Source organism: Anaerovorax sp. IOR16, assembly GCF_017168145.1.
Taxonomy (GTDB): domain Bacteria; phylum Bacillota; class Clostridia; order Peptostreptococcales; family Anaerovoracaceae; genus IOR16.
This window is the reverse complement of sequence record NZ_JADQTL010000010.1, coordinates 40085-66017: the sequence shown is the minus strand read 5'-3', so window position 1 is coordinate 66017 and position 25933 is coordinate 40085. Positions and strand designations below refer to the sequence as shown.

Below are 25933 nucleotides of genomic sequence, written 5' to 3'. Positions count from 1 at the left end.
TTGATAGGCTAAATGAGTTAAAGTAGGCTTTGCAATGTCAAAGCCTGCTATTTTTAGGGGGAAGACAGAATTCAAAGGGGTAGTGAAAGGTAAAGAGGAGAGAACTATGGACTTTATTGAAATCTTAAAAGCAGTCTTTTTAGGTATTGTTGAGGGAATAACGGAATGGCTTCCAATTAGCAGCACCGGACATATGATTTTGGTTGACGAATTTCTAAAGATGAATGTTAGCCGGGAATTTTGGAATATGTTTTTAGTTGTCATTCAGCTTGGCGCAATTTTAGCGGTCGTTGTACTTTATTGGAATAAATTGTTTCCATTTTCTTTTAAGAAAGGCGAACCATTTATTAAAAAAGATATTTTTAATCTGTGGTTTAAGATTATTTTTGCTGCCATTCCAGCTGCAGCCATCGGTCTTCCTTTAAATGACATGATAGAAGAGAAGTTTAACAATTATGTTGTGGTGGCGATTACACTTATTGTATATGGTGTTGCATTTATTTTAATAGAAAATTGGAATCGGGGAAAACGTTTTGCCATCAATGATATCTCAAAATTAAGTTATAAAACAGCATTTTTTATTGGTTTGTTCCAAGTGTTATCTTTAATTCCCGGTACTTCACGTTCCGGTTCCACCATTATTGGAGGTATGCTAATGGGAACATCAAGAACCATTGCAGCGGAATTTACTTTTTATCTTGCGATACCGGTAATGTTTGGAGCAAGTCTATTAAAGCTTCTAAAGTTTGGATTTGTTTTTACGGGTATAGAGATTGCACTTTTATTCACTGGAATGCTGGTTGCATTTGTGGTATCCATTTTATCCATTAAATTCTTAATGAATTATATTAAGAAGTATGACTTTAAAGTATTTGGATATTATCGTATTATACTGGGTATTTTAGTATTGGGTTATTTTATGGTTTTCGCCAGATAAATGAAAGAAAAGAATTTTGTGATTTTAGAGAATATAACAAATTATTAATACAAAACAAAGATTGATAAAAAAATATTTATTAAAATACTTTCTATTTCCTTAAGACTTTGGGGGCAATATATGTTAACATAGAAATAGCGGGCAAATTCGCCTAGTTTTGTGTTAGGAAAGGTTTTTTAAAGGAGGACACAAGTTAAAATGGCTATTAAAGTTGGTATTAACGGTTTTGGACGTATCGGAAGAGTTGTATTTCGTGCTGCAATGAAAGAAGAGGACATCGACATTTGCGGAATCAATGTAAGAAACGCCGATTTGGATTACATGGTATATATGATTAAATACGATACCATTTTCGGACGTTTTCAAGGAACTCTGGATACATATGAAAAAGGAATTATTGTAAATGGTAAAAAAATTCCGGTTTACGGTGAAAGTGATGCCGCTTCAATTCCTTGGTCTGAATGTGGTGCAGAGTATATTGTAGAAGCAACCGGAGCCTATGTTACCACGGAAGCAGCGTCAAAGCATTTAGCTGGCGGTGCAAAAAAAGTTATTATTTCAGCGCCGGCAAAGGATAAGGACACCCCTACTTTTGTAATGGGCGTAAACCATATGGAATATACGAAGGATATGAATGTAGTATCCAATGCTTCTTGTACAACAAATTGTTTAGCGCCTCTTGCTAAGATTATTGAGGACAACTTTGGAATTGAACAGGGCTTAATGTCTACCATTCATGCAGCGACTGCAAAACAGAAAGTTGTTGACTGCAGATCATTAAAGGACTGGCGTACAGGTCGATCCGTATTTGGAAATGTAATTCCATCTTCTACAGGAGCAGCAAAAGCAGTTGGATTGGTTATCCCATCCTTAAAAGGCAAGTTAACAGGTATTTCTTATCGTGTGCCGACAGCAGATGTATCAGTAGTGGATTTGAACATTATGCTCAAAAATCCTACGACATATGAAGAAATGTGTAAGGTAATTAAGGAAGCTTCGGAAACCTCTATGAAAGGAATTTTGGAATATGTAGATGATGAAGTGGTTTCCAGCGACTTTATCGGTGATCCGCATACTTCTATTTTCGATGCAAGAGAAGGAATTATGCTAAATGATCGTTTCTTTAAATTGATTGCATTTTATGACAATGAATGGGGTTATTCCAGCAAAATCTTGATGTTGATTCAGCATATGGCTTCTGTGGATAAGTAAGATAAAATTTAAAAAAATAAAGTTAAGAATCAAATCATAATATTATTCATTAAAAGCAAGCTAATTTCTTATTTTAAGATTTTGCTTGCTTTTGCTTTTTTATAAATTTACAAATGATATAAATTTGTGGAATTTTTTGACTTTTTATTGCTTATATGGTACAATATATCTTAAAAATGCACGAAAGACATAGGAGGAAGGCTTTGAAAGACGTACAGAAAAAGGGTAATCCGATTGCATTATTGCCGATCGGGGTTTTTTTAGTTATTTTTATTGGATCAGGTATTGTAACCAGTGATTTTTACAGTATGCCTGCTATTGTAGGATTTTTAATTGCATTATTCATAGCTTTTATGCAAAATAGACAAGTAAGTTTTTCAGAAAAATTCTCTATTGTTGCAAAGGGTGTAGGTGACGAGAACATTATTATCATGTGTTTGATATTTCTTGCTGCCGGAGGCTTTTCCGGAGCGGTAAAAGCTGCCGGAGGTGTTGAAAGTACAGTAAACTTGGGTTTATCAGTATTGCCATCTGAGGTCGCAGTGGTAGGATTATTTTTGATTGGATGTTTTATCTCGGTATCTATGGGAACCTCAATGGGAACAATTGCAGCACTTGCACCGATTGCTGTTGGAATCAGTGAAAAAGCAGGGTTTGCCTTACCTGTTTGCATTGGCGCAGTTGTTTGTGGAGCGATGTTTGGCGATAATTTGTCTATGATTTCGGATACTACCATCGCAGCAGTACGAACACAAGGTTGTCAAATGAAAGACAAGTTTAAGGCGAATTTTTTTATTGTTCTTCCAGCTGCAATCATAACAATTATTCTATTTCTGTTTTTAACAATGAATGGAAGCTTTGAAATCAGTCAAGACTTACCTTATAATATTTTCCGAGTAATCCCATATCTTTTAGTATTGATTGGAGCGCTTTTGGGCTTTAATGTATTTGGAGTATTGATTGGTGGAACAATCGCATCTCTTATTGTAGGTGTGGTAAGTGGTTCCATTCCTCTTGGGGATGTATTCAAAGTAGTTGGCAATGGGGTTACAGGAATGTATGACATTACCGTAATTTCGATTGTGGTTGCCGCTATTGTAGCACTCGTTAAGGAATATGGTGGAATTCAGTTCATTTTAGAATTAATTCATTCAAACATAAAAGGCCAAAAAGGTGGACAGCTTGGTATTGCGGCACTTGCTTCGATGGTAGATGCAGCAACCGCCAATAATACAGTAGCAATTGTTATGGCAGGTCCGATTGCGAAAGAAATCAGTGAAGAGTTTGATATTTCACCAATACGTTCCGCTTCTATTTTGGATATTTTTACTTCAGTATTTCAGGGACTGATTCCATATGGAGCCCAGCTTTTGTCTGCGGCGAGTTTAACTGGACTTACACCGTTTGATATTATACCTTATATGTACTATCCAGTTTTGATGGCTATAAGTGCCCTTTTATTTATCGTTTTTCGTAAAGAAAAAGCAAGCCAAAAATAAAAAAGGTTGGAGATGATAATCTATGAAAGAAGTTTTAATTGATACACTCTTTGATGGGATTCGAATGTTACCGTTTCTGTTAGCAGCGTATCTTTTAATTGAATTTATAGAACATCGTTCCAGTGAAAAGCTACAGAAAGTTCTTGTAGAATCCGGCAAGTATGGACCATTAGGGGGTGCCGCTTTAGGAGCTTTTCCACAATGTGGATTTTCCGTAGCAGCTGCAAATTTTTACAGTGGAAAAATGATTACGAGAGGTACGCTTCTTGCAGTGTTTTTATCGACTTCGGATGAAGCCATTCCTGTATTGCTGGCAGTTCCGGGCAGTGGCAAGGTTTTATTGAAGTTAATAGCGATCAAAATACTAATTGGTTTAATTGCGGGATTTGTTATTGACTATATAGATCGAAAACGTGGACTTGCCTCTGATATTATACAATCAGGTGAAGCATGCGAGCTTTGCGATGATTGTCATTGTGAAAAAGGGATTTTCTCCGCAGCGGTTCGTCATACTTCAACAATATTTTTATTTATTTTAGCCGTTTCATTTATACTTAATACTATTTTTTATTATGTAGACGAGGTGACAATGTCTGCATTTTTGATGGCAGATAGCATTTTGCAGCCATTTTTAACCGGGTTGTTTGGTTTAATACCTAATTGTGCAGCATCCTTAGTGTTAACACAGTTGTTTTTATCTGGTGGAATTCGTTTTGGATCCATAGTAGCTGGTTTGTGTACGGGTGCAGGCATTGGATTTGCAGTGTTGTTTAAGACAAACCGAAATTTAAAAGATAATCTTAAAATTACATTTCTCTTATATGCCATTGGTGTTGGAAGTGGATTATTAATAGATCTACTTAATATGTAAATTATAATTGCCAAATAAATTCTTTGGCAATTAATTTTGGGCAACATATGTAAAATTATTGAATTTGTAATAATAAATGTAATTCTGCTGGAAGGATAAGAATATGTGGGAAATATTTAGATGTACATTCGGAATTTTTATAGGAATGTTATGGATTATTATCTGGAAACAAATTCCCGAAACATGGCTTTGTGATTATGGACAAACAGTAGATAAATCTCATAAACAAGAGAAAATTCCAAGAGGCTTAGTTATTCTTGTAATGGTAATCTTATTTGTATTTAGTTTTTTAATACCTTGTGGAAAAATAGATTATTGTTTTTTGTTCGTTTTAAAAATGAGCTTTGTTTGGATTTTATTACAGATTGCAGTAACTGATTTCTATTATCAAATTATTCCGGATCAATGGGTTATTGCAAACATTATAATATCTTTTTTGCAATTTGTAGTAAATAACGAGGTGAAGATGATTGGGTCTGTACTACTTTCAGTATTTTTGCTAACCCTTTTTCTTTGGGTGTTTGCATTTTTTTTATCCTTCCTTTTTAAACAAGAGGTTTTAGGATTTGGTGATATTAAATTGTTTTTTTCCCTTGGTTTATATTTTGGATTCTCAGGAGTTCTATGGATATTGACATGGTCTATGATATTTTGTGGAGTAGGATGTACAATCCTGCTATTATTTAAAGTATACCAAAAGGATTCGACATGTGCGTATGCCCCTTACATAGTAACCGCTTCGTATATTCTTTTATTGTATCATCCTATATAATTAAAATCTTAAATGGCGAAAAATTGCCATTAAGCCATCGACTGGTCAATTATTGGACCAGTATTTTAAAATTAATGTGGCGAAATTTAGCCACTCTTTATTTTATAAATAGTTAAACGTTGAAAATTCAACGTTTATAACACTGGCATGATATTTGCTCATATAAATACTGTAAATTATTTTTTATTTCTTAAATGGTATCTAACATTAGGATATGTTTTAAGTTCATTAAGGAATGAAACATGGAACTAGGAGGAGAAAAAATGAAAGTAGCAGTATTAGGTTCTGGAAACGGAGCATGCGCAGTTGCATTTGAATGGGCAAAAGCAGGACATCGTGTTAATATGTTCGACTTTGAAGATTTCCCCAAAATCATTAATGAAATTGCAAATGTAGGGGGTATTTATGCAGAAGGAGAATTAGAAGGTTTTCAGAAAATCGCCTATGCAGGTCATGATATAGCTAAAGTTATGGATGGTGCAGAAGTAATACTAGCGGTAGGTCCTGCCTATTCAACAGCAGCATTTGGTAACGCATGTAAACCTTATGTGAAGGAAGGTCAAATCTATATCGTATGCCCCGGTTCTTGTGCTGGAAGCATTGTATTTAAAAATGCATTGGGTTTGGATTTTGAAGATGATATCGTAACTGTATCTGAAACCTCTACATTGCCATATGCAGTACGTATTGTAGGAGAAGCTAAAGTTGCAGTTTATAATCGGTTAAAAGGTGGTTACTTTTTTGCAACCATTCCGAGTCGCTTAAATGATCAAATTTATAAAGTATTTGCGTCGGTATATCCTGAATGTCAAAAAGCAGAAAATATATTACAGACAACACTTCAAAATGCAAATCCAATCATTCATCCATCTGTAACGATTTGCAATACTGCATTGATTGAGAGAACACATGGTAATTTTTTATTCTATGAGGAAGGAGTAACCGATGGAGTAGGCCGTGTGATTGAAGCATTAGATTTGGAAAGAGTTTTACTTGGTAAAAAGTTGGGAGTAGAAATTATTTCGGATCCAGTACTGGGAAAGATACAAGGTTATCAAGCAGTAGAAAATTATAGTGAAGGTTATTCAAAGGCTCCGGGATTTAAAGGAATAAAGGCGCAACCTCAGCTAGATTATAGATATTTTAATGAAGATGCTGGATTTGGATTGGTATTTTTTGCGGATTTAGCAGAACGAATTGGATTAGATGTACCTGCAATTGATGCTGTTTTAAAATTATCTTCTGTAATTATGGGTAGAGATTATAAAGCTGAAAAAGCCAGAACCATGGAGAGTTTAGGGCTTACAAAATACAGTATGGATGCGTTATTAAAGGTTTTATAATGGTTTGCTTATAGAAAGTAGATTTAAATGAATAGGGTATTAGGAGAGGTTATATCGACCTTTCCTAATATAAATAATTATAATTTCTATTGAAAAACAAATAAATGTATAGGAAAATTTCTATGCTATATGGGAAATAAAGAAAGGAGCACTTAATGGATCATTATGGAATTTTATCGTTGGCACCCGCCTTTATCGCTTTGGTATTGGCATTTGTGACTCGTAATGCACTTATTTCTATATTAATCGGTGTTTTTGTTGGAGTAGTAATTACTGGTGAAAATATAATAATGGGGTTTTCTTCTATTATGCAGAGTGCACTCGGTAATCCTGATTTTATCTGGGTTATAGCAATAGAAGTATTTATTGGTATTTTAGTTGCTTTATTTCAAAAATCAGGAGCAATTTACGCATTTTCTAATATGGTTGGAAAAAGAAATTTAAAACAGCGCGGTGCACAAATAATGGCTTGGCTTTTAGGAATCTTCATCTTTTTTTCAGATTACTTTTCACCTTTATATGTAGGTACTGTAATGAGAAATATTACGGACAAAGCAAAGGTATCCAGAGAAAAACTTGCCTTTATATGTGATTCTACATCCGCTCCGGTTTGTACCTTAATTCCATTTTCTGCTTGGGGCATTTATATGGCAGGGCTATTAGTTGGTATTGGAGTATTTACGGATGCTACCATTGCACAGGCAGCGGTTGTTAAAATGGTACCATATAATTTTTATGGAATTGCATCCGTTATCTTAGTCGGATGTATAGCCAGTGGAATTATTCCTGATTTTGGGCCAATGGCAAAAGCAGAGAAGAGAGCGAGAGAGGAAGGAAAGGTATTGGCTGAAGGAGCACACCCACTCCTTTCAAGTGAACTAGAAAAGATTCAACCGAATGAAGGTACAAAACCCAATTTAATACTTCACTTTTTTATGCCAGCACTTATTATTATCTGCATTACAATAGGAACATACATTGCATGGGGATCTGCGAAAACTTTAGAGGCATTTATTGTAGCAGTCATGTATTTGTTTATTTTAATGTTATTTCAAAGAATGGGAACTTTGACAGAACTCGTTGATACAGCGATTGAGGGAATTAAATCTGTAATGAATGCAATGTTAATATTAGCGCTAGCGTATTGCATTAACAACATTTCAAAAGACTTAGGTACTGCAAACTTTGTAATTGAAGTAACGGAAAAATGGATATCACCTGGCATAATCATTGTTGCAGCATTTTTAGTTTGTGCATTTATCTCTTTCTTTACAGGGACATCTTGGGGTACATATGCAATTATGACACCAATATGTGTTCCTCTCGCATTTAGCGTTACAGGCGGCGAAGCGAATGCAATTGTATATGCAACAATTGCAGCAGTAATGGGAGGAGGATGTTTTGGTGACCATTGCTCTCCGTTATCTGATACGACGATTCTGTCTTCGTTAGCTGCCGGAGCGGACCATATTGATCATGTTAAGACACAGATGTTTTACGCTTGTTGCTCAGCTATCGTAGCTTGTATCGGCTATTTAATCATCGGATTTTCATTTAGTTAACACTATAGATAATAAAAAAATAAATGAAGTACAATCTGGTTCTATACAAACAAATCTCTTATAATAGATCTCCTTTATAAGAGATTTGTTCGTTTCTGGTGTTATTACAATTTTTATTGTATAATTTTGTTAATCTCAATAGAGTCAGTAATTAATTTGTTTTAAAGGAGTTAATACAAAATTATAAAATTTAATGTATGATAGGAGGAATCGTCCGTGTTAAGTATTGGAGATTTAATTTTAAATAGCTTGGATTATGTCTTGATTGTGGATCGTAACTACAATATTGCTTTTAATACAAGGTATGACGAAAAAACAAACACTCCTATTTCGAATATAAAAAATGGTTTTATAAATCGTAATTTTTTTGAAGCATATCCAAATTTAAAAAGAGAAGAGAGCTCCGTAGTAAAATGTATGGAAACAGGAGAAATTGTTGTATGTAAAAACCAGACATATCAAGACTATTTAGGCAGAATTCGTACGACAAATAATGTAACAGTACCTATTCTGCGAGGCGATAGTATAGTTGGGGTCGTTGAATTAGTAAAAGATATTGAGGCTTTAGAGAATATTGAATCACAAAAAAGTGATACTGATTTTGATCGATTAGTAGAAAAGATTCAAAAAGAATCCGGACTGATTACTTTTGATTCTATTATGACAAAAAATAAAGAAATGCTAAAAAATATTGAAATAGGAAAGGTTTTAGCAAAACTTCCAAATCCTACATTAATTTATGGTGAAACAGGAACTGGAAAAGAGCTATTTGCGCAGTCAATCATTCATTATAGTGGTGTAAAGAAATCAAAGGTTGTCGTTCTTAATTGTGCAGCTGTTCCGGAAAATTTAGTAGAATCTATTTTATTTGGAACCAAAAGAGGTATTTATACAGGTGCAGAAAACAGAGTTGGATTATTTGAAGAAGCAGATGGCGGGATATTATTTTTAGATGAATTAAATTCAATGCCATATCATATTCAGGCTAAATTGCTTCGTGTCATTCAAGATGGTATTTTTCGTTCATTAGGAGATAATAAAGATAAATATGTAGATGTAAAGATTATTGGTGCAATGAATATAGACCCAATTGTTGCTATGGAAAACAATCAATTTAGAAAAGATTTATTTTATCGTTTTTCAAGTAGTATGATTCGTCTTGCACCATTAAGAGAGCGTAAAGAGGATATCGATTTATTTATTGAATATTATATCAAATATTTTGGAGATTTATATGGAAAGAAGATACGTGGAATCACACAAGATTTGCGAGAAATTATGATGGAATATTCATGGGAAGGAAATGTGCGTGAATTAAAAAACACAATTGAACTTATGATAAAGTTTGCAGAAAATAACGTTCTTTTAAGTGTAGAGTATTTACCAAAGTATTTGCAGCAGCGTATTGGGGAAGCTCATTCTAACCTGTTCGAGGAAAAGAAAGAAAATCAAGAATTAATTGAAAAAGAAATAATGAAAGATATAAAAAGTGATATAGAAGAGAAAACACAGGGTAGTGCTATTGCGTATACTGAAATAATAAACAGGGTTGAAAAGAATCTCATACAATCAGTTTTAGATAAGTGTAACGGAAATAAAAGTAAGGCTGCTAAAATGTTAATGTTACCTCGTCAGACTTTAAAATATAAATTAAAAAAGCTGCATATTCAATAGACAAATAATTAAATCAAGTGAAATAACATAGATTAAAAAAAGAATTATAAAAAGGAGCATAGACTAATTCATGCTCCTTTTTACTTTAAATAATAGTTTTTATATTATCTTTGATTGCTTGCATTTAACACATTTTTAATTTTATGCTGCACCATCGCTTGGATAGCATCTCTTGCAGGTCCCAAGTATTTTCTTGGATCAAAATCGCTTGGATTTTCTACGATGTATCGACGAACCTCAGCTGTCATTGCCAAACGCAAATCGGTATCGATGTTTACCTTACAAATTCCATATTTTGTTGCAGTACGGATCATGTTTTCCGGAACGCCTTGAGCGCCCGGAATGTTACCACCGTACTGGTTACATCGTGCTACGAATTCAGGAAGTACGGTTGATGCGCCATGAAGTACGAGTGGTGTATTTGGAATCAGAGAGTGAATTTTTTGTAATCGTTCAAAATCTAAATATGGATTTCCTTTAAACTTATAAGCACCATGACTAGTCCCAATCGCAATGGCTAGCGAATCTACTCCAGTTCGTTCTACAAATTCTGCAGCTTCGTCCGGATCGGTAAATGTTGCGGAACGACTGTCCACTTTAATATCATCCTCAATTCCTGCAAGCTTTCCGAGTTCAGCTTCTACTACAACACCGTGCTCATGTGCATATTCTACGACTTGTTTTGTTATAGCAATGTTTTCTTCAAATGAATGTTTTGAACCATCAATCATTACTGAAGTGAAACCATCATCCACACATTTTTTGCAGATTTCAAAATCTTCACCATGATCTAAGTGAAGTGCAATATCCAGACCGGAATCTTCAATTGCTGCTTCAACCAGCTTTAAAAGATAAACTGGTTTTGCGTATTTTCTTGCTCCGGCTGAAACCTGTAAAATAAGTGGGGCTTGTTCTTCCTGTGCTGCGTTTACAATACCTTGTATGATTTCCATATTGTTTACGTTGAAAGCACCGACTGCATGATCGCTTTTTAATGCTTTTGCAAACATATCCTTTGTTGTTACCAATGCCATAATAAATCCTCCTTCAATGGCTTTACGTAATGTGAAAAGGTAAGTTTTCACATATCTCTATGAAGAGTATACACCGAAAGAGGAAAAGTTGCTATCCCTAATTGTCATTTTCATTATTGCTGTTAAGCATAGATAGAATAGGTCCCATGTTGCTGATAAGGCTTTCCATGTTTTGAAATTGCTTTACACCTGAAATAGTATTGCTCAAAGTATCAATTTTTTTCTCAGCTTTCGTATCCGCTAAAAAACCTTTTGCAGCATCCAGTGACTCTTGAATGCGATTCATTGAATTTTCTTTGCTTGGAGGTAATGTTCGCATCTGATTTAAATGATTGATTTTATCGAGTGCTTCTGTAATTGCTTTTAAACGGTCTAAGAGCAGTTCCATTTTAAATGTATCAAAGTAGGTAATCGAAAAAGGCGATAGGAAGGATTTACTAATTGATGGAATGTTTATGTAAGGATTTCCTTTCAAAGATGATTTTCCTCCATTAGAAAATATTAAAAAAACAATTAAAAGTAATAATGGATTCATAGTAGCCTCCATTTTTATGTTTATTTCCTATTCTATGAAAGTGAAGCACAAAAGGTGCATATATATAAAGGAATCGTTAGAGAAAAAGGAGGATATTTTATGGATATTAATGAAAAGTTATTAAAGGAGCTTGCTAATCAAGTTGGTTTTTCCGGCGACAATGAAAAAAGCGTAAAACGTGCTGAGAGAATGGCGGAAAATTATAAAGGAAAAGGAGAAGATGAGCTATTGAAAGAAATTTTAAAATTAAAGCAAAGCATGAAGGCAGATCGTACACAGTATGAAAAACAAATAAGAGCCATCCGTTCCTTGCGTGGTATGATGAACGCAGAACAGAAGGCTCGTATGGATCGAGTATTACAACTATTAGAAGAAGATTGACATTTACCAGTTGTATTATTATTTGCTCAGAATTTGTACAATTTGTTCAGGTGTAGAACCCTCGGGAATAATAAAGTTCCCCGCTTTCAGCTTACTTTCTGCATTGGCGGCTGAAACAGCGTCATAAAATTCATTTTTGTCTTTAATTAGCCCAGAATCAATTAGCGTTTGCGCTATTTTTGATCCCGTGGAACCAGATTCTATGTAAACGGAATAGTTGACTTCAGCAGATTCTGCCGTTGTTTCATTGGAAACTGCATTGTTATTGCTTTTGTCCGATGGAGCTTCGGCAGGATTTTCTTTTTCCGGCTCTTTATTATTTTCTTTTGAGACATTTGAATCATCTGAGTCTGTAAGGTCACTGACTAAAACCGGTTCCTTGTTTTCTTTTTCATCTTGTGCAAGAACAATTTGTGGATAAGCCATAATTGCATCAATCCTATTTGATATAATCAATGCTGCAATGGCAAGTATAATAAGTACAACTAGAATGTCATTTTTATCATATAAAATATCTTTTAACTTATTCATATTGATTCCCCTTTTTGATGACTTTCGTCAAACTTCTCTTATAATTTATCATAATCGTCTAATAATCTCAATAAAAACACTTAATAGGATTATTAAATTTCAATTACAGGTTTCTTGTATTTCCCATTTCTTAAAAAATGATGTATAATAGCAAAGTAATAATTGCATCGGGAGGAAGTATGATAAAATTAGTCATTACGGAAAACGAAGAAAATCAAAGGTTGGATCGTTTTTTAAAAAAGTACTTTAGCGGTGCTTCGTTAAGCTATCTTTATAAGCTAATTCGTAAGGACATAAAAATAAATGGAAAACGAGGCAAGGCAGAGACTATTTTGAATCTAGGAGATGAGTTAACTGTCTATATCAGTGAAGATGAGGTAACTAATCTTCAAAAATCAAAAAAACTGCAGCACTCAAAAAAACAATTTAACATTGCTTATGAGGATGAACATATTCTTATTGTAGAAAAGCCTTTTGGACTTTTGGTGCATGGTGATCAAACGGAAAAGAAGAATACGTTAGCCAACCAAGTCGTTAGTTATTTAATTGAAAAAGGAGATTATCGTCCTCGTATCGAACGTACATTTGTGCCTTCACCAGTAAATCGACTTGATCGAAACACTACGGGTTTAGTAATATTCGGTAAAAATAATCGCGCTTTACAAACTTTAAATCAAATGATAAGAGAAAAAGACTGCGTGAAAAAATACTACTTAACGATTGTTTCTGGGGAATTAAAGCAGGAGATTCATTTAAAAGATAAGATGTCTAAAGATGAAAAAAGCAATAAAGTTACCGTACACAAACTATCGGATGCTATGGACGGTAAGATTATGGAAACCATTGCACGTCCCTTACAGTATGCCAATGGATACACTTTGGTAGAAATTGAATTGGTGACCGGTCGAACACATCAAATTCGTGCTCATATGCAGAAAGCAGGATATTGCGTAATTGGTGATGAAAAATATGGAAATGCAAAGGTGAATCGTGAATTGAAACATCGTTTTGGATTATCCACACAATTTTTACATGCATACAAACTGTATTTTAACGATGCGTATGAACCGGTAAAATACTTAAGCGGAAAAGAAGTTATAGCACCATTATCTTCCTATATGGAGTCGATTAAAAAAGATTTATTTGTACCCAAAAGAATAAGATAAGTAGTTACAAATGTAAAAATGAAAGGGAGTTGATTAATTTGAGTCAAAATGCCAAAGAATGGATTAAGGATATTGTATTTGCAATTGTAATCGGATTGATAATTATACAATTTATTAAACCAACTATAGTAAAAGAACATTCAATGATGCCCACACTAAATGAAAACGATTATATTTTTTTAAGCAAACAATCTTATACCTTTGGCGAACCAAAGTATGGTGATATAGTTGTATTCCACAGTGATTTAAAAACTGCGGAGGGGAAAGAAAAAATGCTAATTAAACGCATTATCGGATTACCGGGTGATGTCATCAGCATAGCGGATGGCGTCGTTTTTCGAAATGGACAACCATTGGATGAGCCGTATACTTTAGAGCAATATACTTCTACAATAATGTCGGATATAACAGTACCGGAAGACAGTTTGTTTGTAATGGGGGATAACAGACAAAATAGTATTGACAGTAGAGATCCGGACGTAGGATGTATTGAACAAAGTCGTTTGGTCGGTAAAGCATTTTTACGACTTTATCCATTTGATAAAATTGGGTTACTCAAATAATTAAGGAAAGGGATGATTGTTTTGAGCCAAAATATCAAGGAATGGATGAAAGATATAATATTTGCAGTCGCAATTGGAGTTATTATTATACAATTTATAAAGCCAACCATTGTACAAGGACATTCAATGATGCCTACATTAAATGAAAATGATTATATTTTTTTAAGTAAGCAATCCTATGTATTTGAAGAACCAAAGTATGGTGATATTGTTGTATTTCACAGTGATTTAAAAACTGCAGACGGAAAAGAAAAAATGTTAGTTAAGCGTATCGTAGGGTTGCCGGGGGATGTTATCAGCATAACGGATGGTGTTGTTTTTCGAAACGGACAGCCATTAAATGAACCCTTTACTTTAGAACAATATACCTCTACGATTATGTCGGAGGTTACGGTACCGGAGGACAGTTTGTTTGTAATGGGGGACAACAGGCAAGGCAGCATTGACAGTAGAGATCCAGACGTAGGATGTATTGGGCAGAGCCGTTTGGTCGGCAAAGCATTTTTACGTCTTTATCCATTTGATAAAATTGGATTACTTAAATAGTTTAACGATTAAAAGGGGAGAAAAGAATGAAGTCGGCAATTTGGGATTTTTTAAAAACAATATTAATGGCTTTGGTAATTGCCATTTTTATTACAAGTTTTATTAAGCCAACGTTAGTAAAAGGTTATTCGATGTATCCAACCATACAGCCTAACAGCTACATGATTGTGAATAAAATTCCTTATATTAAGGGTATGCCACAGCATGGGGATATTATTGTATTTAAGGCACATATTTATATGGAAAACGGCGAAGAAAAGGATCTAATTAAAAGAGTAATTGGTATACCCGGTGATCGCATTTCTGTAAGCAACGGAGTGGTATATCGAAATGGGGAAGCATTAAAAGAAGATTATACTTATGATGGCGTTACTCCTGGAGAGTTGGAGGAAATTACTGTTGCAGAAAATTGTATTTTTGTAATGGGTGATAATCGCGGAAACAGTTTGGATAGCAGAGATCCAAGTATTGGGCAAGTGGAAATAAAGGACATTCTGGGAAAGGTTGTTTTACGACTTTATCCATTTGATGAAATAGGCTTTCTATAGAGAAAAAGGAGGTAATTGCAGTGGGACAAAAGAAACTGATCGCCAATAACAAAAAAGCACGACACGATTACTTCATCGATGAAGTTTATGAAGCAGGAGTTGTACTGACAGGTACAGAAATCAAATCCGTTCGTCAGGGAAAAGTAAACTTAAAAGAAAGCTATGCAAAAATTGATAATGGGGAAGTGATGATTTATAATATGCACATCAGTCCCTACGAACAAGGGAATCGTTATAATGTTGACCCGATGCGTGAAAGAAAGCTGCTGCTTCACAAGCAGGAGATACGTAAATTAATTGGGTATACTACACAAAAAGGATTAACCATTGTTCCTCTTAAATTATATTTGAATGATCGTGGCTTGGTAAAGATGGAGATCGCTGTTGCAAGAGGAAAAAAATTGTTCGATAAGCGAGATGACATTGCGAAAAAAGACGCGGATCGCCGTATGGAAAAGCAAATGAAAAAGCATTGGCAGTAGCCAATGCTTTATTTTTTATTACAATTATAGGTTATTTTCATATATGAATATTTGATTATGTCATTTGAACTTTTATAAGAATAAGTATTTAAATAAGAATAACAATGCAACTATAATTATCATTGCATTTAGATCCTTTCTTTTTTCGGCACCGCCAGTTAGCTTTAATAAGCAATAAGAGATGACACCGAATCCAATTCCATCTGCAATACTGGAAGCAAACGGCATCATAGTAACGGTTAAAAATGCAGGGATTCCTTCTGAGTAATCATCAAAAGGGATGTCCTTTAGAGGAACAGCCATAAACAGTCCGACTAAAATAAGTGCCGGGGCAGTTGCTGCACTTGGAACCATTAAAATAATCGGGGATAAGAATAAAGCAAATACAAAACAAATTGCTGTTGTTAACGCAGTTAATCCGGTTCTACCGCCGGCCGCCATTCCTGCTGCGGATTCACCAAAGGTTGTAACAGTACTTGTTCCAAGGCAAGCACCTACTGTGGTTCCAATGGCATCACATAAAAGTGCTTTCTTTGCATGTGGAAAATTTCCGTTTTCATCCAATAGATCAGCTCGTGTTGCGAAGGCAATCAACGCTCCTGCTGTATCGAAAATATCAACCATAAGGAATGTGAAAACGACAAATAACATATCAGTGCTTAAAATGTTTGTGAAGTCAAACTGAAAAAATACAGGAGCAATGCTTGGCGGAGGACTGATAAAGGAGTCTGGAAGTGTTGTTACACCTAAGAAGAATCCAATGATTGTTGTAGTGATGATTCCCAGAAGCAGAGCTGCAGGAACTTTTCTTACAAGAAAAATTCCCGTGATCATTAAACCGATGCAAGCAAGCAATGCTGTTGGTTCAGAAAGATCTCCAAGTGTGACTAAATTAGAGGTATCTGCAACAATAATATGAGCATTTTTTAAGCCGATGCAGCAGATAAAAAAACCAATACCACCGGAAATAGCATTTTTTAGTGTTGCAGGCATTTTATTTATAATAGATTCACGTACATCAAATAAGGATAATAGCATAAAAATGATACCTTCGATTAGAATTGCCGTTAGGGCAAATTGCCAAGTATATCCTAAATGTAAGACAACATAATAAGTAAAAAAGGCATTTAGTCCCATTCCAGGGGCAAGGGCAATTGGAAGCTTGGCCCAAATTCCCATAAAAAATGTAGCTAAGATTGCAGAAATTGCGGTAGCTGTAAACACTGCTCCGAAATTCATACCCGATTCTTCTAAAATGATTGGGTTAACAATTAAAATGTAAGCCATAGCAACAAAGGTTGTAATTCCTGCAATGATTTCTGTTTGCAGTGTTGTTTTGTGTTCTTCAAGCTGAAAATATTGTGCCAATTTTTTAGTCATAAACATCTCCTTAGTCAAAAAATGAAATAAAATCGTTTTATTATATGTTTTTTTTACAAAAAAATCAATGTAAAATATATCCATAAATATTAAATATAACCTCGATATTTAATAAATTTTTAATGGTTAAAATAATAATTTTAAGGTATAATGTATATGTAAAGCAAAAGCTTTATCACTACCTGGGGGCGTAAAGGTTTCGACGGGGGTGTAGAAGCCGGATAAGCGAGCCGTAGTTGCCAAGTCTACGTTAAAAGTGGCACGTTTAAATATAAACGCTAAAAATAATAACAATTACGCTTTAGCTGCTTAAGCAGCTGCCGCAAAGCGGCGCGTCGTCAGCTCCGATTCACCTGTAGGTGGGAAATCTGGCGTCAATTATACAGGAAAACTCTGTGTGAGCTCCTAGTAGCACAGGGGAACAATAGGATAGCCGAGATGATAGCCTGCTGATGGGCGATTGTTAAGGCGAAGTTTTAAATCACCAGCTGCGCTCGGAGAAAGTCCTGTGGAAATGCTTTCGGACGTGAGTTCGACTCTCACCGCCTTCACCACAAAAAATAAAATAACCACCGAATTATTAAATATCGGTGGTTATTTTACTATTTTTTAATAGGCATAGATCATATGTCCGATTTGTATAGAGATGGGCTTCGATAAGATCCATTCATTGGTACAGTTATCATCATAATAGAACTGTGCACCGTTTGTTGGATCCACTCCACGCATAGCAGCTTTTGCTGCTTCAATGGACTCCGGTTTAGCAGGCTTATTAATCCATCCGTTTGCGACTGGAGTAAATTGATAATAGCCGTTAATCTTTTGGTAGATAACATCCTTGATTGTATTTGCCCATAAACCACTCTCTAATCTATTTATCACAACAGCACCCACTGCAACTTTTGCGTCGTATGGTTCACCTTGTGCTTCTGCAGTAATCAACCTTGCAAGCAAGTCCAAGTCATTATCAGATTGGGATTCAGTTTGTGACTGAGTACTTGGTACAGCTTGGGGAATCGTATTCGATGATACTTCAGTTGGAGCAGCGGATTTTGTAGCTGTTTTTTTAAGTTTCTCTTTTTCAGTAGAATATGTATTTCTATCACTTGTTCCTCGGGATACGACATTTTGGACACCGTTATTTTGTTCATCAAGTAACGATATTGGTTTATCTTCTTCTGTATCGAAAGAAGCATCTGGTAACTGTTCAATATTTGAGGTATTGTTTATTATTTCTTTATTTTCCGCGGATTTGGATAATTGACTTGCCTTTTGACTGGAATCAATGTCAATTAAAGTAATTGGTGATGAAGCATTAATTAAGAATAAAGTAATACTAAATATTAAGCAAATAGTTAAGTAGAATGGTCTGATTGCTTTTATCTTGTTCATGTTTCCTCCTTATGCCGTCTAGGCAAGCTTTTAAGAAATTCAACTCTATTACTATTTTAATAGGATAGCGGTGAACAATCTAATGGAAACATATGAGAATTAAGGTGACATTTACATAAAATCTATTATGGTACTATATTAAAAAGTAAATAATTATATAGATTTACAAAAATAAAAATATAGGGTCAAAGCCCTATATTTCAGACTGTAGACAAGGATATCTCTATCTTTGCCTACAGTTTTTTTTACATAATGTAATACATTTTATTGTATTTATGGTAAAATATATGTATAAATACATGGAGGTATTTGCTTTATGATGGGTAAGAAAGATTTATTAGGTCGTGATCAATTTCAAATGGTAACCTTGAATTCTCTTGTTCCACAAGATCATATTATTCGTAAGATAGATACTGCGATTAATCTCTCTTTCATTTATGACCTTGTAAAAGATTTGTATTCTGATGTGGGAAAAGAAAGCATCGACCCTGTCGTCTTAATTAAAATTACCCTCATTCAATATACCTTTGGTATTCGATCCATGAGGCAGACCATTAAAGAAATTCAAACGAATGTAGCTTATCGATGGTATCTTGGTTATAGTTTAGAGGAAGAAATTCCTCACTTTTCTACCTTTGGTAAAAACTACTCTCGTCGGTTTCAAAATACTGACTTATTCGAACAAATCTTTCAAAGAGTCATTGCTGAAATTATGGAATATGAATTCATTAATTCAGAAAGCATTTTCATTGACGGTACACATATTAAAGCAAGTGCAAATAACCATAACAGTGAAAAAGAAACCGTTTTGGAATCCGTTAAATACTATGAAAAAGAACTAATGAAAGAAATTAACGAAGATCGCATTGAACGAGGAAAACAAGCTTGTAAAAAAAAACGGAAGCCAAAGAAAAGACAAAAGTAATCAAGAAAAGTACCGTAGATCCGGATTGCGGTGTATTTCATAAAGGAAAGCATAAGGTAGTATTTGCTTATGCTGCAAATGTAGCTTGCGATCGAAACAATTACATACTTGCTTTTCATACAAATCCAGGAAATGTACATGACTCAGTTGCATTCCCAAAGATTTATGAAAAAGTAAAAAGATATAAAGGTGTAAAAAATATTGTAATGGATTCCGGATATAAAACACCTGCAATTGCTAGAGAAATACTCAAAGATAAACGAATTCCTATCCTACCATACAAACGACCTATGACAAAAAATGGTTATTTTAAAAAACACGAATATGCTTATGATGAATACTATGATTGCTTTGTATGCCCAGAAAACCAAGTGTTAAACTATACTACAACAAATAGAGAAGGGTATCGGGAATATAAGAGTAAAGGAGAAATTTGCAAGAGTTGCCCTTCCTTATCAGAATGCACAGCAAGTAAGGACCATGTAAAAGTAGTCACACGTCATATATGGGAAAACTACATAGAGCAATGTGAGGACATTCGTCATACTCCAAAGTATCGAGATCTTTACAAACTACGGAGTCAAACCATTGAGCGAGTCTTTGCAGATGCAAAAGAAAAACATAATATGCGTTATACACAATATCGAGGGATTCAGAAGATAGAAATGGAACTGAATCTTCTTTTTGCGTCCATGAATCTAAAAAAACTAGCAACATGGATTCATAAATCTGAAAGAAGGAATCAAATGGCATAGAGATATCCTTTTATTTTTTCTTTTTTTAAAAGCTTTATAGAAAAAATAGAAAATACCTTGCAGAAATTATAAGAATATAAATTTAGCAAGGTATTTTGTCTACAGTCTGAAATATAGGGTCAAAGCCCTATATTTTATTTTGTATAATAGATTTTAAAAAGGTAATAACATTAAAGGATTTTCTGCAAACAGAAACCCCATTCTTCCCACTGCCAAATGACAGTTCGTTTTGTTCCATTAGGATTAGCGGTGTATTTCTCTCCGACTATTTTTTTGTATTGACCCTCCTCAACAACCAATTCGTTTCGACCGTCACCATTATTATCTTTAATGTCGAAAGAAAGAATCGGATGATCTAAATTAGAGGAGCACCATACGTGACGGAATGTATTCTCCTTAAGTTGATATACAAATAGATGATTCTTATAATCGTTATCTTTTCCGGTGTGCCAGAATGGCTTCATCTCTCCAAAACTGCCTTTTTTCCAAAGGCTGACAACAAGATTAACTTCTCCATCATTATTGATATCTCCTAGAGCGAAACTGTCTATATAATAGTCCGAGGAGGATTTCCAAATTTCCTGTGAACCTTCCTTTACGGTGAGGACGTGATTAGTTAGCTTATATTCCTCTGTTATACCATCTCCATCAAGATCCCCTTTCGTACAAAGCTGAGCACCGAAGTTCCGAGAACCCGAAAGAAATAGAATGGAAGTTAGGAGCAACAGCAGCAACAGGAGCGATCTTGAAAGAATATTTTTATTTACCATTTGGATGACCCCTTTGGTGCAGTGTAGGTTTTAGTCCAAGAAGGTGCAGAAGGAGCTTTGTCGTTTTCTAGCATAGCCTTCCATTTTTCATTCGTCAGTCGGTCATTGGATAACCATGGGAATTCATAATAGGAATAAACAGAACCTTTGGCAATACGCAAACTTCCTGCAACAGGTACAACTACGTAGATATCACTGACATATCCGGTTGCTTCCTCAAGAACCTGTCCGTTGGGATCAGTTGCTACATCAGTAATTAAGGCAGCTGGATTTTCAACCACGGATGATGGACTGTCCACTCCTTCGTCTTTCAATGCTTCGAGCCAGAAATGCTCTAGCTGACCACCAAAGCTTCGGATTAAATCATATTCTTCATCACTAAGAGGCTGTTCAGTCAATTCCTTTTCAGAAATTGTTTTTAATTGTAAAGACAGCTCTTCCAGTTGTTCTAATGAAGTAATTATATTCTCATCCAGAAGACCTCGGCTTTGCAATCCATCGATCGTCATTCTTGTCAGGGAGGCAAGACGTCCATAAACTGCTGGATTTGGTTCCACATAACCTCTATCGTCCTGCTCCTCTCCGCCTCCGCCCATTTCAGCATAAACCTGCTTTGCATAGAGTACGGTATCGTGTTTGAGCTCAGTCCAGCTACCTAGATAAGTTTCCAGCTGCTTTCGAGTCCAACCTTGATTTTGCATGAAAGAGGGGTATCATAGATTGGAAGGGAATTTATAACCGGAGGATTTAATTTTTCTATTTCACTAAGGAATGTATCCCATTGCTTTGTATTTGCAGTCAAATCTTCTAGTGTAGGAACCTTACCGTAAACATCTTTTAACAGCGGATAATACTGGGTGAAGCCTAAATCATCGCTTTTTCCTACAAAAAAATTGGTGGGTTCGTATATATTGTTCCAGTGGTTATAGTCGTCTTGATTACTGAGAAGCAGGGTAAGTAAAGCTGCAGATTTTGTTTCATCGGTATTGGAAGCGCGGAAGGTCATACGGCCGTACCACATCATAGTCTTAAAATATGTTTTTAAGTCATCTGACTTGGTGTAATGTCCGCGTGGAATATATTGAGTATAATCCTCATTCAGTATTTCTGCTAATCCGGAACTGGTATTGCCTATATTCATAACTGGGGATGGAGTAAAAGATTGCTCATGATCGGTAATGAATTGATATTCTGTATTCACTTCTTCATGTACGTAGGAAGGAATGGCAGTCTCGGGATTTAAGAGTTTCGCTGCTACGGCAAAAAAAGCCACATTACGTTTTGCAGAATTTTCCCAGTTTGAGCCTTGTAATAAGTCATATTGTTTCTGACTTTTTTCTAGCATGGATTCTGTTAAAGCATGCAACTCATTGCTAAGGTTGTCCTTTTCTAAGGTTCTAAGTAAGTAATTGAAAAATAGATGATAGTTATGAAGCATTGCATCCGTTGTAATAAAATTAGGAGTTAAGTCGTAGCGATTTAACTCATAGGTAGTAAAGAATTCTTTATTATATCCAGGAATTACAACAAAACCATTTTTAATCAAATAATCCTGTGCTTCGGTAGAGAAAGCGAAGCGATCTTGGTTGGTAACGTTGCTTAGACCGTCAGATACTCGGTAGGCCTTTATTGATGGATGAACGTCTACAGGAACTTCGCGGTAAGACGCAAAATTAGTCTGTGAGACTAATGTCGGAATGGATTGATTTACTGCCTCCTTTACAGGTGGTTGACAGCCACTTAAACTTGTCACCAAAAGGGCCGTCACGGTGAGACTAACGATAGCATTCTTTTTTTTCTTCATATTTAAAACCTCCTGATTTATTTTTCATAAATTTAATGGTAATTTAAAACAATATGACTCAAGGTTATTTTAAATGAAAGGTAAGTTATAGAGCAAGAAGAAAACGCAAAATAATTAAAAAGTATGAAATATTCTGATTTTATTTTGTTTACTTTAATATTGCATTCGCAATGAAAGATCAAACTATGTGTATACCAGGAATTGGAATCGTATAAGAAGTCGCAGCTATCATTGTCATAATGATTATTAAATGTTAGAATGTGGGATAAAAGTAATTAAAATACCGGCAAGGAGTAAGTACTATGATAATAAAAGATTTACAATTTTCAACTAAAATGTATGGAAAAATAGATGCTATGCTTATTGTAAACAAGGATTGTATTATTGAATATTCTGCGATGATAACCGATGAAAGTAAGCAGCTTAGAGCAGAAAATATTATAGGAAGAAACTTGTTTGACGCTTACCCTGATTTAGAGTATGAAAAGAGTAGTCATGTACGTGTTATGAAATCCGGTAAACCTATTTTAAATGAATTGCAGACATTAACGGATTTAAATGGAAGAACGATTCAACTGATTAACAGCACTTTTCCTATTATTCATGATGAAAAAGTGATAGGAACGATGGATGTATCCGTATTTCCCAATAAGGTCAAAATTGATGAATGTCATAAATTATTTGAGATTGATGATATTATAACGAAAAATAAGCAGATGTTAAAAATAAAGGAAAAAATACTTAAGAGTGCGCTAACAAATTCTGCGGTATTGATCTATGGTGATTCTGGAACCGGAAAAGAATTAGTTGCACAATCACTGCATACATCGAGCAATAGAGCCTCAAAACCTTTTATGTCATTAAATTGTGCGGCAGTACCGGAAAATCTTCTTGAAAGTACCGTATTTGGTACTGTGAAAGGTAGTTTTACAGGTGCCGAAAATAAAAAAGGTATTTTTGAAATAGCGGATGGGGGTACTATTTTTTTTGATGAGATAAATTCAATGAATATTGAATTACAGGCAAAAATTCTTAAGGCAATTGAAGAAAAAAGATATATGAAGGTTGGCGGAGAAAAATATTTATCAACGGATGTCAGAATTATATCAGCGATGAACATAAATCCCTTTGATGCTATTAAAAATGGAAAATTGAGAAAAGATTTATTTTATCGATTGGGAGTTGTTCAGATTGAAATACCTCCATTAGAAAAAAGAAAAGAAGATATTTCGGAATTAGTGTCTTATTTTATTAAAGTTTTCAATAATGAAATGGATAAAAATATTACTGGTATTGACGGTATTGTAGCTGATATTCTTTATGATTATTCATGGCCGGGAAATGTAAGAGAATTAAAAAATGTGATAGAGTCAGCCTTTAATTTATCAATGGGTGGTATCATAAAAGTTTCTGATTTACCAGAATATTTACTATTAACTAATATGAAAGATATGGAGCAGGTGATTGAAATTGATGAAGATCTTAATTTGAATCAGATGGTAGATAACTTTGAAAAAGATATAATTATTAGAACCTTGAAGAATTCCAAAAATGTTACAATAGCAGCGAAGAAATTAAAAATAACAAGACAATCTTTACAATATAAAATTGATAAATATAATTTATAAAAACAAAAAAACTTGCCTTTTTATGCAAGTTTTTTTGCTTTTTTATTTTTTGAATTTTAGATCATAGAAATTGCAAGCCTTTTAAAGTTGGCATATATTTTGCGTTAAAAATAAGTGTAATAAATTATGAGGCGCCATTATTTATTAACAAAAAATGAGGAGTAAGATGACATGGAAAATGTTAAAAAAACTAAGGAAAAGAAAATGACAGTAGGCAAAGCGATATGTGCCGTTACATTTTTGGCACTTTCATTAGTATGGTCTTTAAAATGGGGGACGGGATTGTCACATATCCCTTTAATTACAAGCACTGCATTTGCAATGTTTTTAGCAGTGAGTAGTGGATGTTCTCTAAAAGACATGGAAAAAGGAATGGTGCGGACTATTAATACTGCTTCACAAGTATTTGTAATATTAATGATAGTAGGTATATTAATCGCATTATGGATGCTTTCCGGAGTAGTGCCTACGATGATCTATTATGGCTTATTAATCATATCGCCATCATTTTTCCTTCCAACAGCTATTATTTTGTGTGGTGTTGTTGCTATGTGTGTGGGAAGTTCATGGACGACGATGAGTACAGTAGGTATAGCATTATATGGTATATCAATGGGTCTGGGTATTTCTCCTATGATTACAGTAGGTGCAATTGTTTCAGGTTCGTATTTTGGTGATAAAATGTCACCACTGTCTGATACAACCAATTTGGCATCTGCCATTGCAGGCACAGATTTATTTGAGCATATTAAACATATGGTGTACACATCAGGAGTCAGTTTTACTTTAGCAATCATATTTTTCTTCATATTAGGTACAAAGCACAGTGCTGGAAGCAGTTCGATGGAAGAAGTACAGTTGATTACTAGTACTTTGCAGGAGAATTATGTAATATCACCTTTGTTAATCATACCGGTACTTGTTGTTGTAGTTTTAGCCGTAAAAAAAGTTCCTGCCATTACGACTTTGATGATTGGTGCTATTATTGGTGCTGCAGTAGCTATGGTGGTGCAGGGTTCTGATTTATATACAGTAGTAGATACCGCACATTACGGAAATGTTTCAACAACTGGTGTGGAATTAGTTGATAACCTTCTTTCAAGAGGAGGTTTGGATAGTATGATGTATCAGGTTTCATTAATCATATGTGCGATGATGTTTGGTGGGGTTCTTGAATCATCGGGAATGTTGCAGATTTTGGCAGATGAAATGTTAAAGCTGATCCATACAAAAGGTGGACTGATTACTGCTACAATTTTAACTTCATTCGGTACGAATGTCGTGACTGGAGACCAGGCATTAGCAATTATATTACCAGGAAAAATATTTAATTCAATGTATCTTAATTTCAATTTAAAACCTAAAAATTTATCGAGATGTCTTGAAGATGCTGGTACAATTACTTCACCGTTGATACCTTGGAATGTATGTGGAGCGTTTGTTTTTGGTGTATTTGGCGTTCCGACATTGGCTTATGTTCCATTTGCATTCTTTAATTACATTAACCCTATTGTATCGATAATATATGGATATACAGGATTTACGATTGAACAATTTAAAGAAGGCGAAAAAGAAGAATTTTTAGCGCAGCAGTTATAAAAAAGATTAATAAGATATTAAAGG

General features: G+C 34.6%; 26 protein-coding genes and 1 other RNA gene. 19 read left to right on the top strand and 8 right to left on the bottom strand.

The genetic code is table 11. From position 1 onward, the window contains the following. The first annotated feature begins 106 nt into the window (after positions 1-106). The 8 genes from I2490_RS10835 (at position 107) to I2490_RS10800 (ending at position 9870) form a co-directional block, all read left to right on the top strand. Positions 107-937: an undecaprenyl-diphosphate phosphatase gene (locus tag I2490_RS10835; protein WP_206459786.1), complete on the top strand. Its 831-nt coding sequence runs from the start codon at positions 107-109 to the stop codon at positions 935-937. Positions 938-1135: 198 nt separating this feature from the next. Next, a complete protein-coding gene (gene gap / locus I2490_RS10830) occupies positions 1136-2149 on the top strand; it encodes a type I glyceraldehyde-3-phosphate dehydrogenase (protein ID WP_206459785.1) in 1014 nt (337 codons plus the stop codon). A gap of 203 nt (positions 2150-2352) precedes the next feature. After that, positions 2353-3648: a Na+/H+ antiporter NhaC family protein gene (locus I2490_RS10825; protein WP_330634626.1), complete on the top strand. Its 1296-nt coding sequence runs from the start codon at positions 2353-2355 to the stop codon at positions 3646-3648. A gap of 22 nt (positions 3649-3670) precedes the next feature. Next, entirely contained in the window at positions 3671-4519 is an 849-nt protein-coding gene (locus I2490_RS10820) for a putative manganese transporter (RefSeq protein ID WP_206459783.1), read from the top strand. 103 nt (positions 4520-4622) lie between these two features. Beyond that, complete coding sequence (locus I2490_RS10815) at positions 4623-5291, top strand: prepilin peptidase (protein WP_206459782.1); 669 nt, start codon at positions 4623-4625, stop codon at positions 5289-5291. A 263-nt stretch (positions 5292-5554) separates the two neighbouring features. After that, positions 5555-6634 carry an NAD/NADP-dependent octopine/nopaline dehydrogenase family protein gene (locus I2490_RS10810; protein WP_206459781.1) on the top strand — a complete coding sequence of 360 codons (1080 nt, stop codon included), beginning with the start codon at positions 5555-5557 and terminating at the stop codon, positions 6632-6634. Between the two features lie 155 nt (positions 6635-6789). Beyond that, complete coding sequence (locus I2490_RS10805) at positions 6790-8196, top strand: Na+/H+ antiporter NhaC family protein (RefSeq protein WP_206459780.1); 1407 nt, start codon at positions 6790-6792, stop codon at positions 8194-8196. A 216-nt stretch (positions 8197-8412) separates the two neighbouring features. Next, positions 8413-9870 (top strand): sigma-54 interaction domain-containing protein, encoded by a 1458-nt coding sequence (locus tag I2490_RS10800; protein WP_206459779.1) that lies wholly within the window; start codon positions 8413-8415, stop codon positions 9868-9870. 104 nt (positions 9871-9974) lie between these two features. On the opposite strand, the gene fba is transcribed toward I2490_RS10800, so the two are convergent. Then, on the bottom strand, positions 9975-10904 hold the full coding sequence (gene fba, locus I2490_RS10795; protein WP_206459778.1) for a class II fructose-1,6-bisphosphate aldolase: 930 nt from the start codon (positions 10902-10904) through the stop codon (positions 9975-9977). A gap of 97 nt (positions 10905-11001) precedes the next feature. After that, positions 11002-11439: a hypothetical protein gene (locus tag I2490_RS10790; protein ID WP_206459777.1), complete on the bottom strand. Its 438-nt coding sequence runs from the start codon at positions 11437-11439 to the stop codon at positions 11002-11004. Between the two features lie 99 nt (positions 11440-11538). Between I2490_RS10790 and I2490_RS10785 the strand changes: the two genes are divergently transcribed. After that, positions 11539-11820 (top strand): hypothetical protein, encoded by a 282-nt coding sequence (locus I2490_RS10785; protein WP_206459776.1) that lies wholly within the window; start codon positions 11539-11541, stop codon positions 11818-11820. A gap of 18 nt (positions 11821-11838) precedes the next feature. On the opposite strand, the gene I2490_RS10780 is transcribed toward I2490_RS10785, so the two are convergent. Further along, a complete protein-coding gene (locus I2490_RS10780) occupies positions 11839-12351 on the bottom strand; it encodes an endolytic transglycosylase MltG (protein WP_206459775.1) in 513 nt (170 codons plus the stop codon). A 179-nt stretch (positions 12352-12530) separates the two neighbouring features. Between I2490_RS10780 and I2490_RS10775 the strand changes: the two genes are divergently transcribed. From I2490_RS10775 to smpB, 5 genes are read left to right on the top strand one after another with little or no spacing between them, the layout of a single operon-like run. Continuing rightward, a complete protein-coding gene (locus I2490_RS10775; protein ID WP_206459774.1) occupies positions 12531-13517 on the top strand; it encodes an RluA family pseudouridine synthase in 987 nt (328 codons plus the stop codon). Between the two features lie 38 nt (positions 13518-13555). Further along, positions 13556-14080, top strand: coding sequence for a signal peptidase I (gene lepB / locus I2490_RS10770; RefSeq protein WP_206459773.1), 525 nt, complete (start codon positions 13556-13558; stop codon positions 14078-14080). A 21-nt stretch (positions 14081-14101) separates the two neighbouring features. Further along, positions 14102-14626: a signal peptidase I gene (lepB, locus tag I2490_RS10765; protein ID WP_206459772.1), complete on the top strand. Its 525-nt coding sequence runs from the start codon at positions 14102-14104 to the stop codon at positions 14624-14626. A gap of 26 nt (positions 14627-14652) precedes the next feature. Then, positions 14653-15174: a signal peptidase I gene (gene lepB, locus I2490_RS10760; protein WP_206459771.1), complete on the top strand. Its 522-nt coding sequence runs from the start codon at positions 14653-14655 to the stop codon at positions 15172-15174. Between the two features lie 20 nt (positions 15175-15194). Continuing rightward, positions 15195-15656 carry an SsrA-binding protein SmpB gene (smpB, locus tag I2490_RS10755; protein WP_330634625.1) on the top strand — a complete coding sequence of 154 codons (462 nt, stop codon included), beginning with the start codon at positions 15195-15197 and terminating at the stop codon, positions 15654-15656. Positions 15657-15728: 72 nt separating this feature from the next. On the opposite strand, the gene I2490_RS10750 is transcribed toward smpB, so the two are convergent. Continuing rightward, positions 15729-17036: an NCS2 family permease gene (locus I2490_RS10750; RefSeq protein ID WP_330634624.1), complete on the bottom strand. Its 1308-nt coding sequence runs from the start codon at positions 17034-17036 to the stop codon at positions 15729-15731. A 184-nt stretch (positions 17037-17220) separates the two neighbouring features. Between I2490_RS10750 and ssrA the strand changes: the two genes are divergently transcribed. Beyond that, positions 17221-17590: a transfer-messenger RNA gene (gene ssrA / locus I2490_RS10745) on the top strand. 55 nt (positions 17591-17645) lie between these two features. Here the strand turns inward: ssrA and I2490_RS10740 are convergent. After that, positions 17646-18428, bottom strand: coding sequence for a cell wall hydrolase (locus I2490_RS10740; protein WP_206459770.1), 783 nt, complete (start codon positions 18426-18428; stop codon positions 17646-17648). 316 nt (positions 18429-18744) lie between these two features. Between I2490_RS10740 and I2490_RS17185 the strand changes: the two genes are divergently transcribed. Both I2490_RS17185 and I2490_RS17180 read left to right on the top strand, forming a co-directional pair. Next, positions 18745-19353, top strand: coding sequence for a transposase (locus I2490_RS17185; RefSeq protein ID WP_442859721.1), 609 nt, complete (start codon positions 18745-18747; stop codon positions 19351-19353). Beyond that, on the top strand, positions 19353-20108 hold the full coding sequence (locus tag I2490_RS17180) for a transposase (protein ID WP_206458150.1): 756 nt from the start codon (positions 19353-19355) through the stop codon (positions 20106-20108). Before I2490_RS17185 ends, I2490_RS17180 begins: the two co-directional genes overlap by 1 nt. 170 nt (positions 20109-20278) lie before the next feature. Here I2490_RS17180 and I2490_RS10730 read toward each other — a convergent pair whose 3' ends face one another. Genes I2490_RS10730 through I2490_RS16665 form a run of 3 tightly spaced genes read right to left on the bottom strand, consistent with a single transcriptional unit; the run spans position 20279 to position 22682 of the window. Next, positions 20279-20878: a hypothetical protein gene (locus I2490_RS10730; protein WP_206459769.1), complete on the bottom strand. Its 600-nt coding sequence runs from the start codon at positions 20876-20878 to the stop codon at positions 20279-20281. Next, a complete protein-coding gene (locus tag I2490_RS16670) occupies positions 20872-21579 on the bottom strand; it encodes a DUF3160 domain-containing protein (protein WP_245157162.1) in 708 nt (235 codons plus the stop codon). Before I2490_RS16670 ends, I2490_RS10730 begins: the two co-directional genes overlap by 7 nt. Continuing rightward, positions 21534-22682 (bottom strand): DUF3160 domain-containing protein, encoded by a 1149-nt coding sequence (locus I2490_RS16665; protein ID WP_245157161.1) that lies wholly within the window; start codon positions 22680-22682, stop codon positions 21534-21536. Before I2490_RS16665 ends, I2490_RS16670 begins: the two co-directional genes overlap by 46 nt. Positions 22683-22984: 302 nt before the next feature. Between I2490_RS16665 and I2490_RS10720 the strand changes: the two genes are divergently transcribed. Both I2490_RS10720 and nhaC read left to right on the top strand, forming a co-directional pair. Next, positions 22985-24310 (top strand): sigma-54 interaction domain-containing protein, encoded by a 1326-nt coding sequence (locus tag I2490_RS10720; protein WP_206459768.1) that lies wholly within the window; start codon positions 22985-22987, stop codon positions 24308-24310. A 171-nt stretch (positions 24311-24481) separates the two neighbouring features. Next, positions 24482-25909 carry a Na+/H+ antiporter NhaC gene (gene nhaC / locus I2490_RS10715; protein ID WP_206459767.1) on the top strand — a complete coding sequence of 476 codons (1428 nt, stop codon included), beginning with the start codon at positions 24482-24484 and terminating at the stop codon, positions 25907-25909. The last annotated feature ends 24 nt before the right edge of the window (positions 25910-25933 follow it).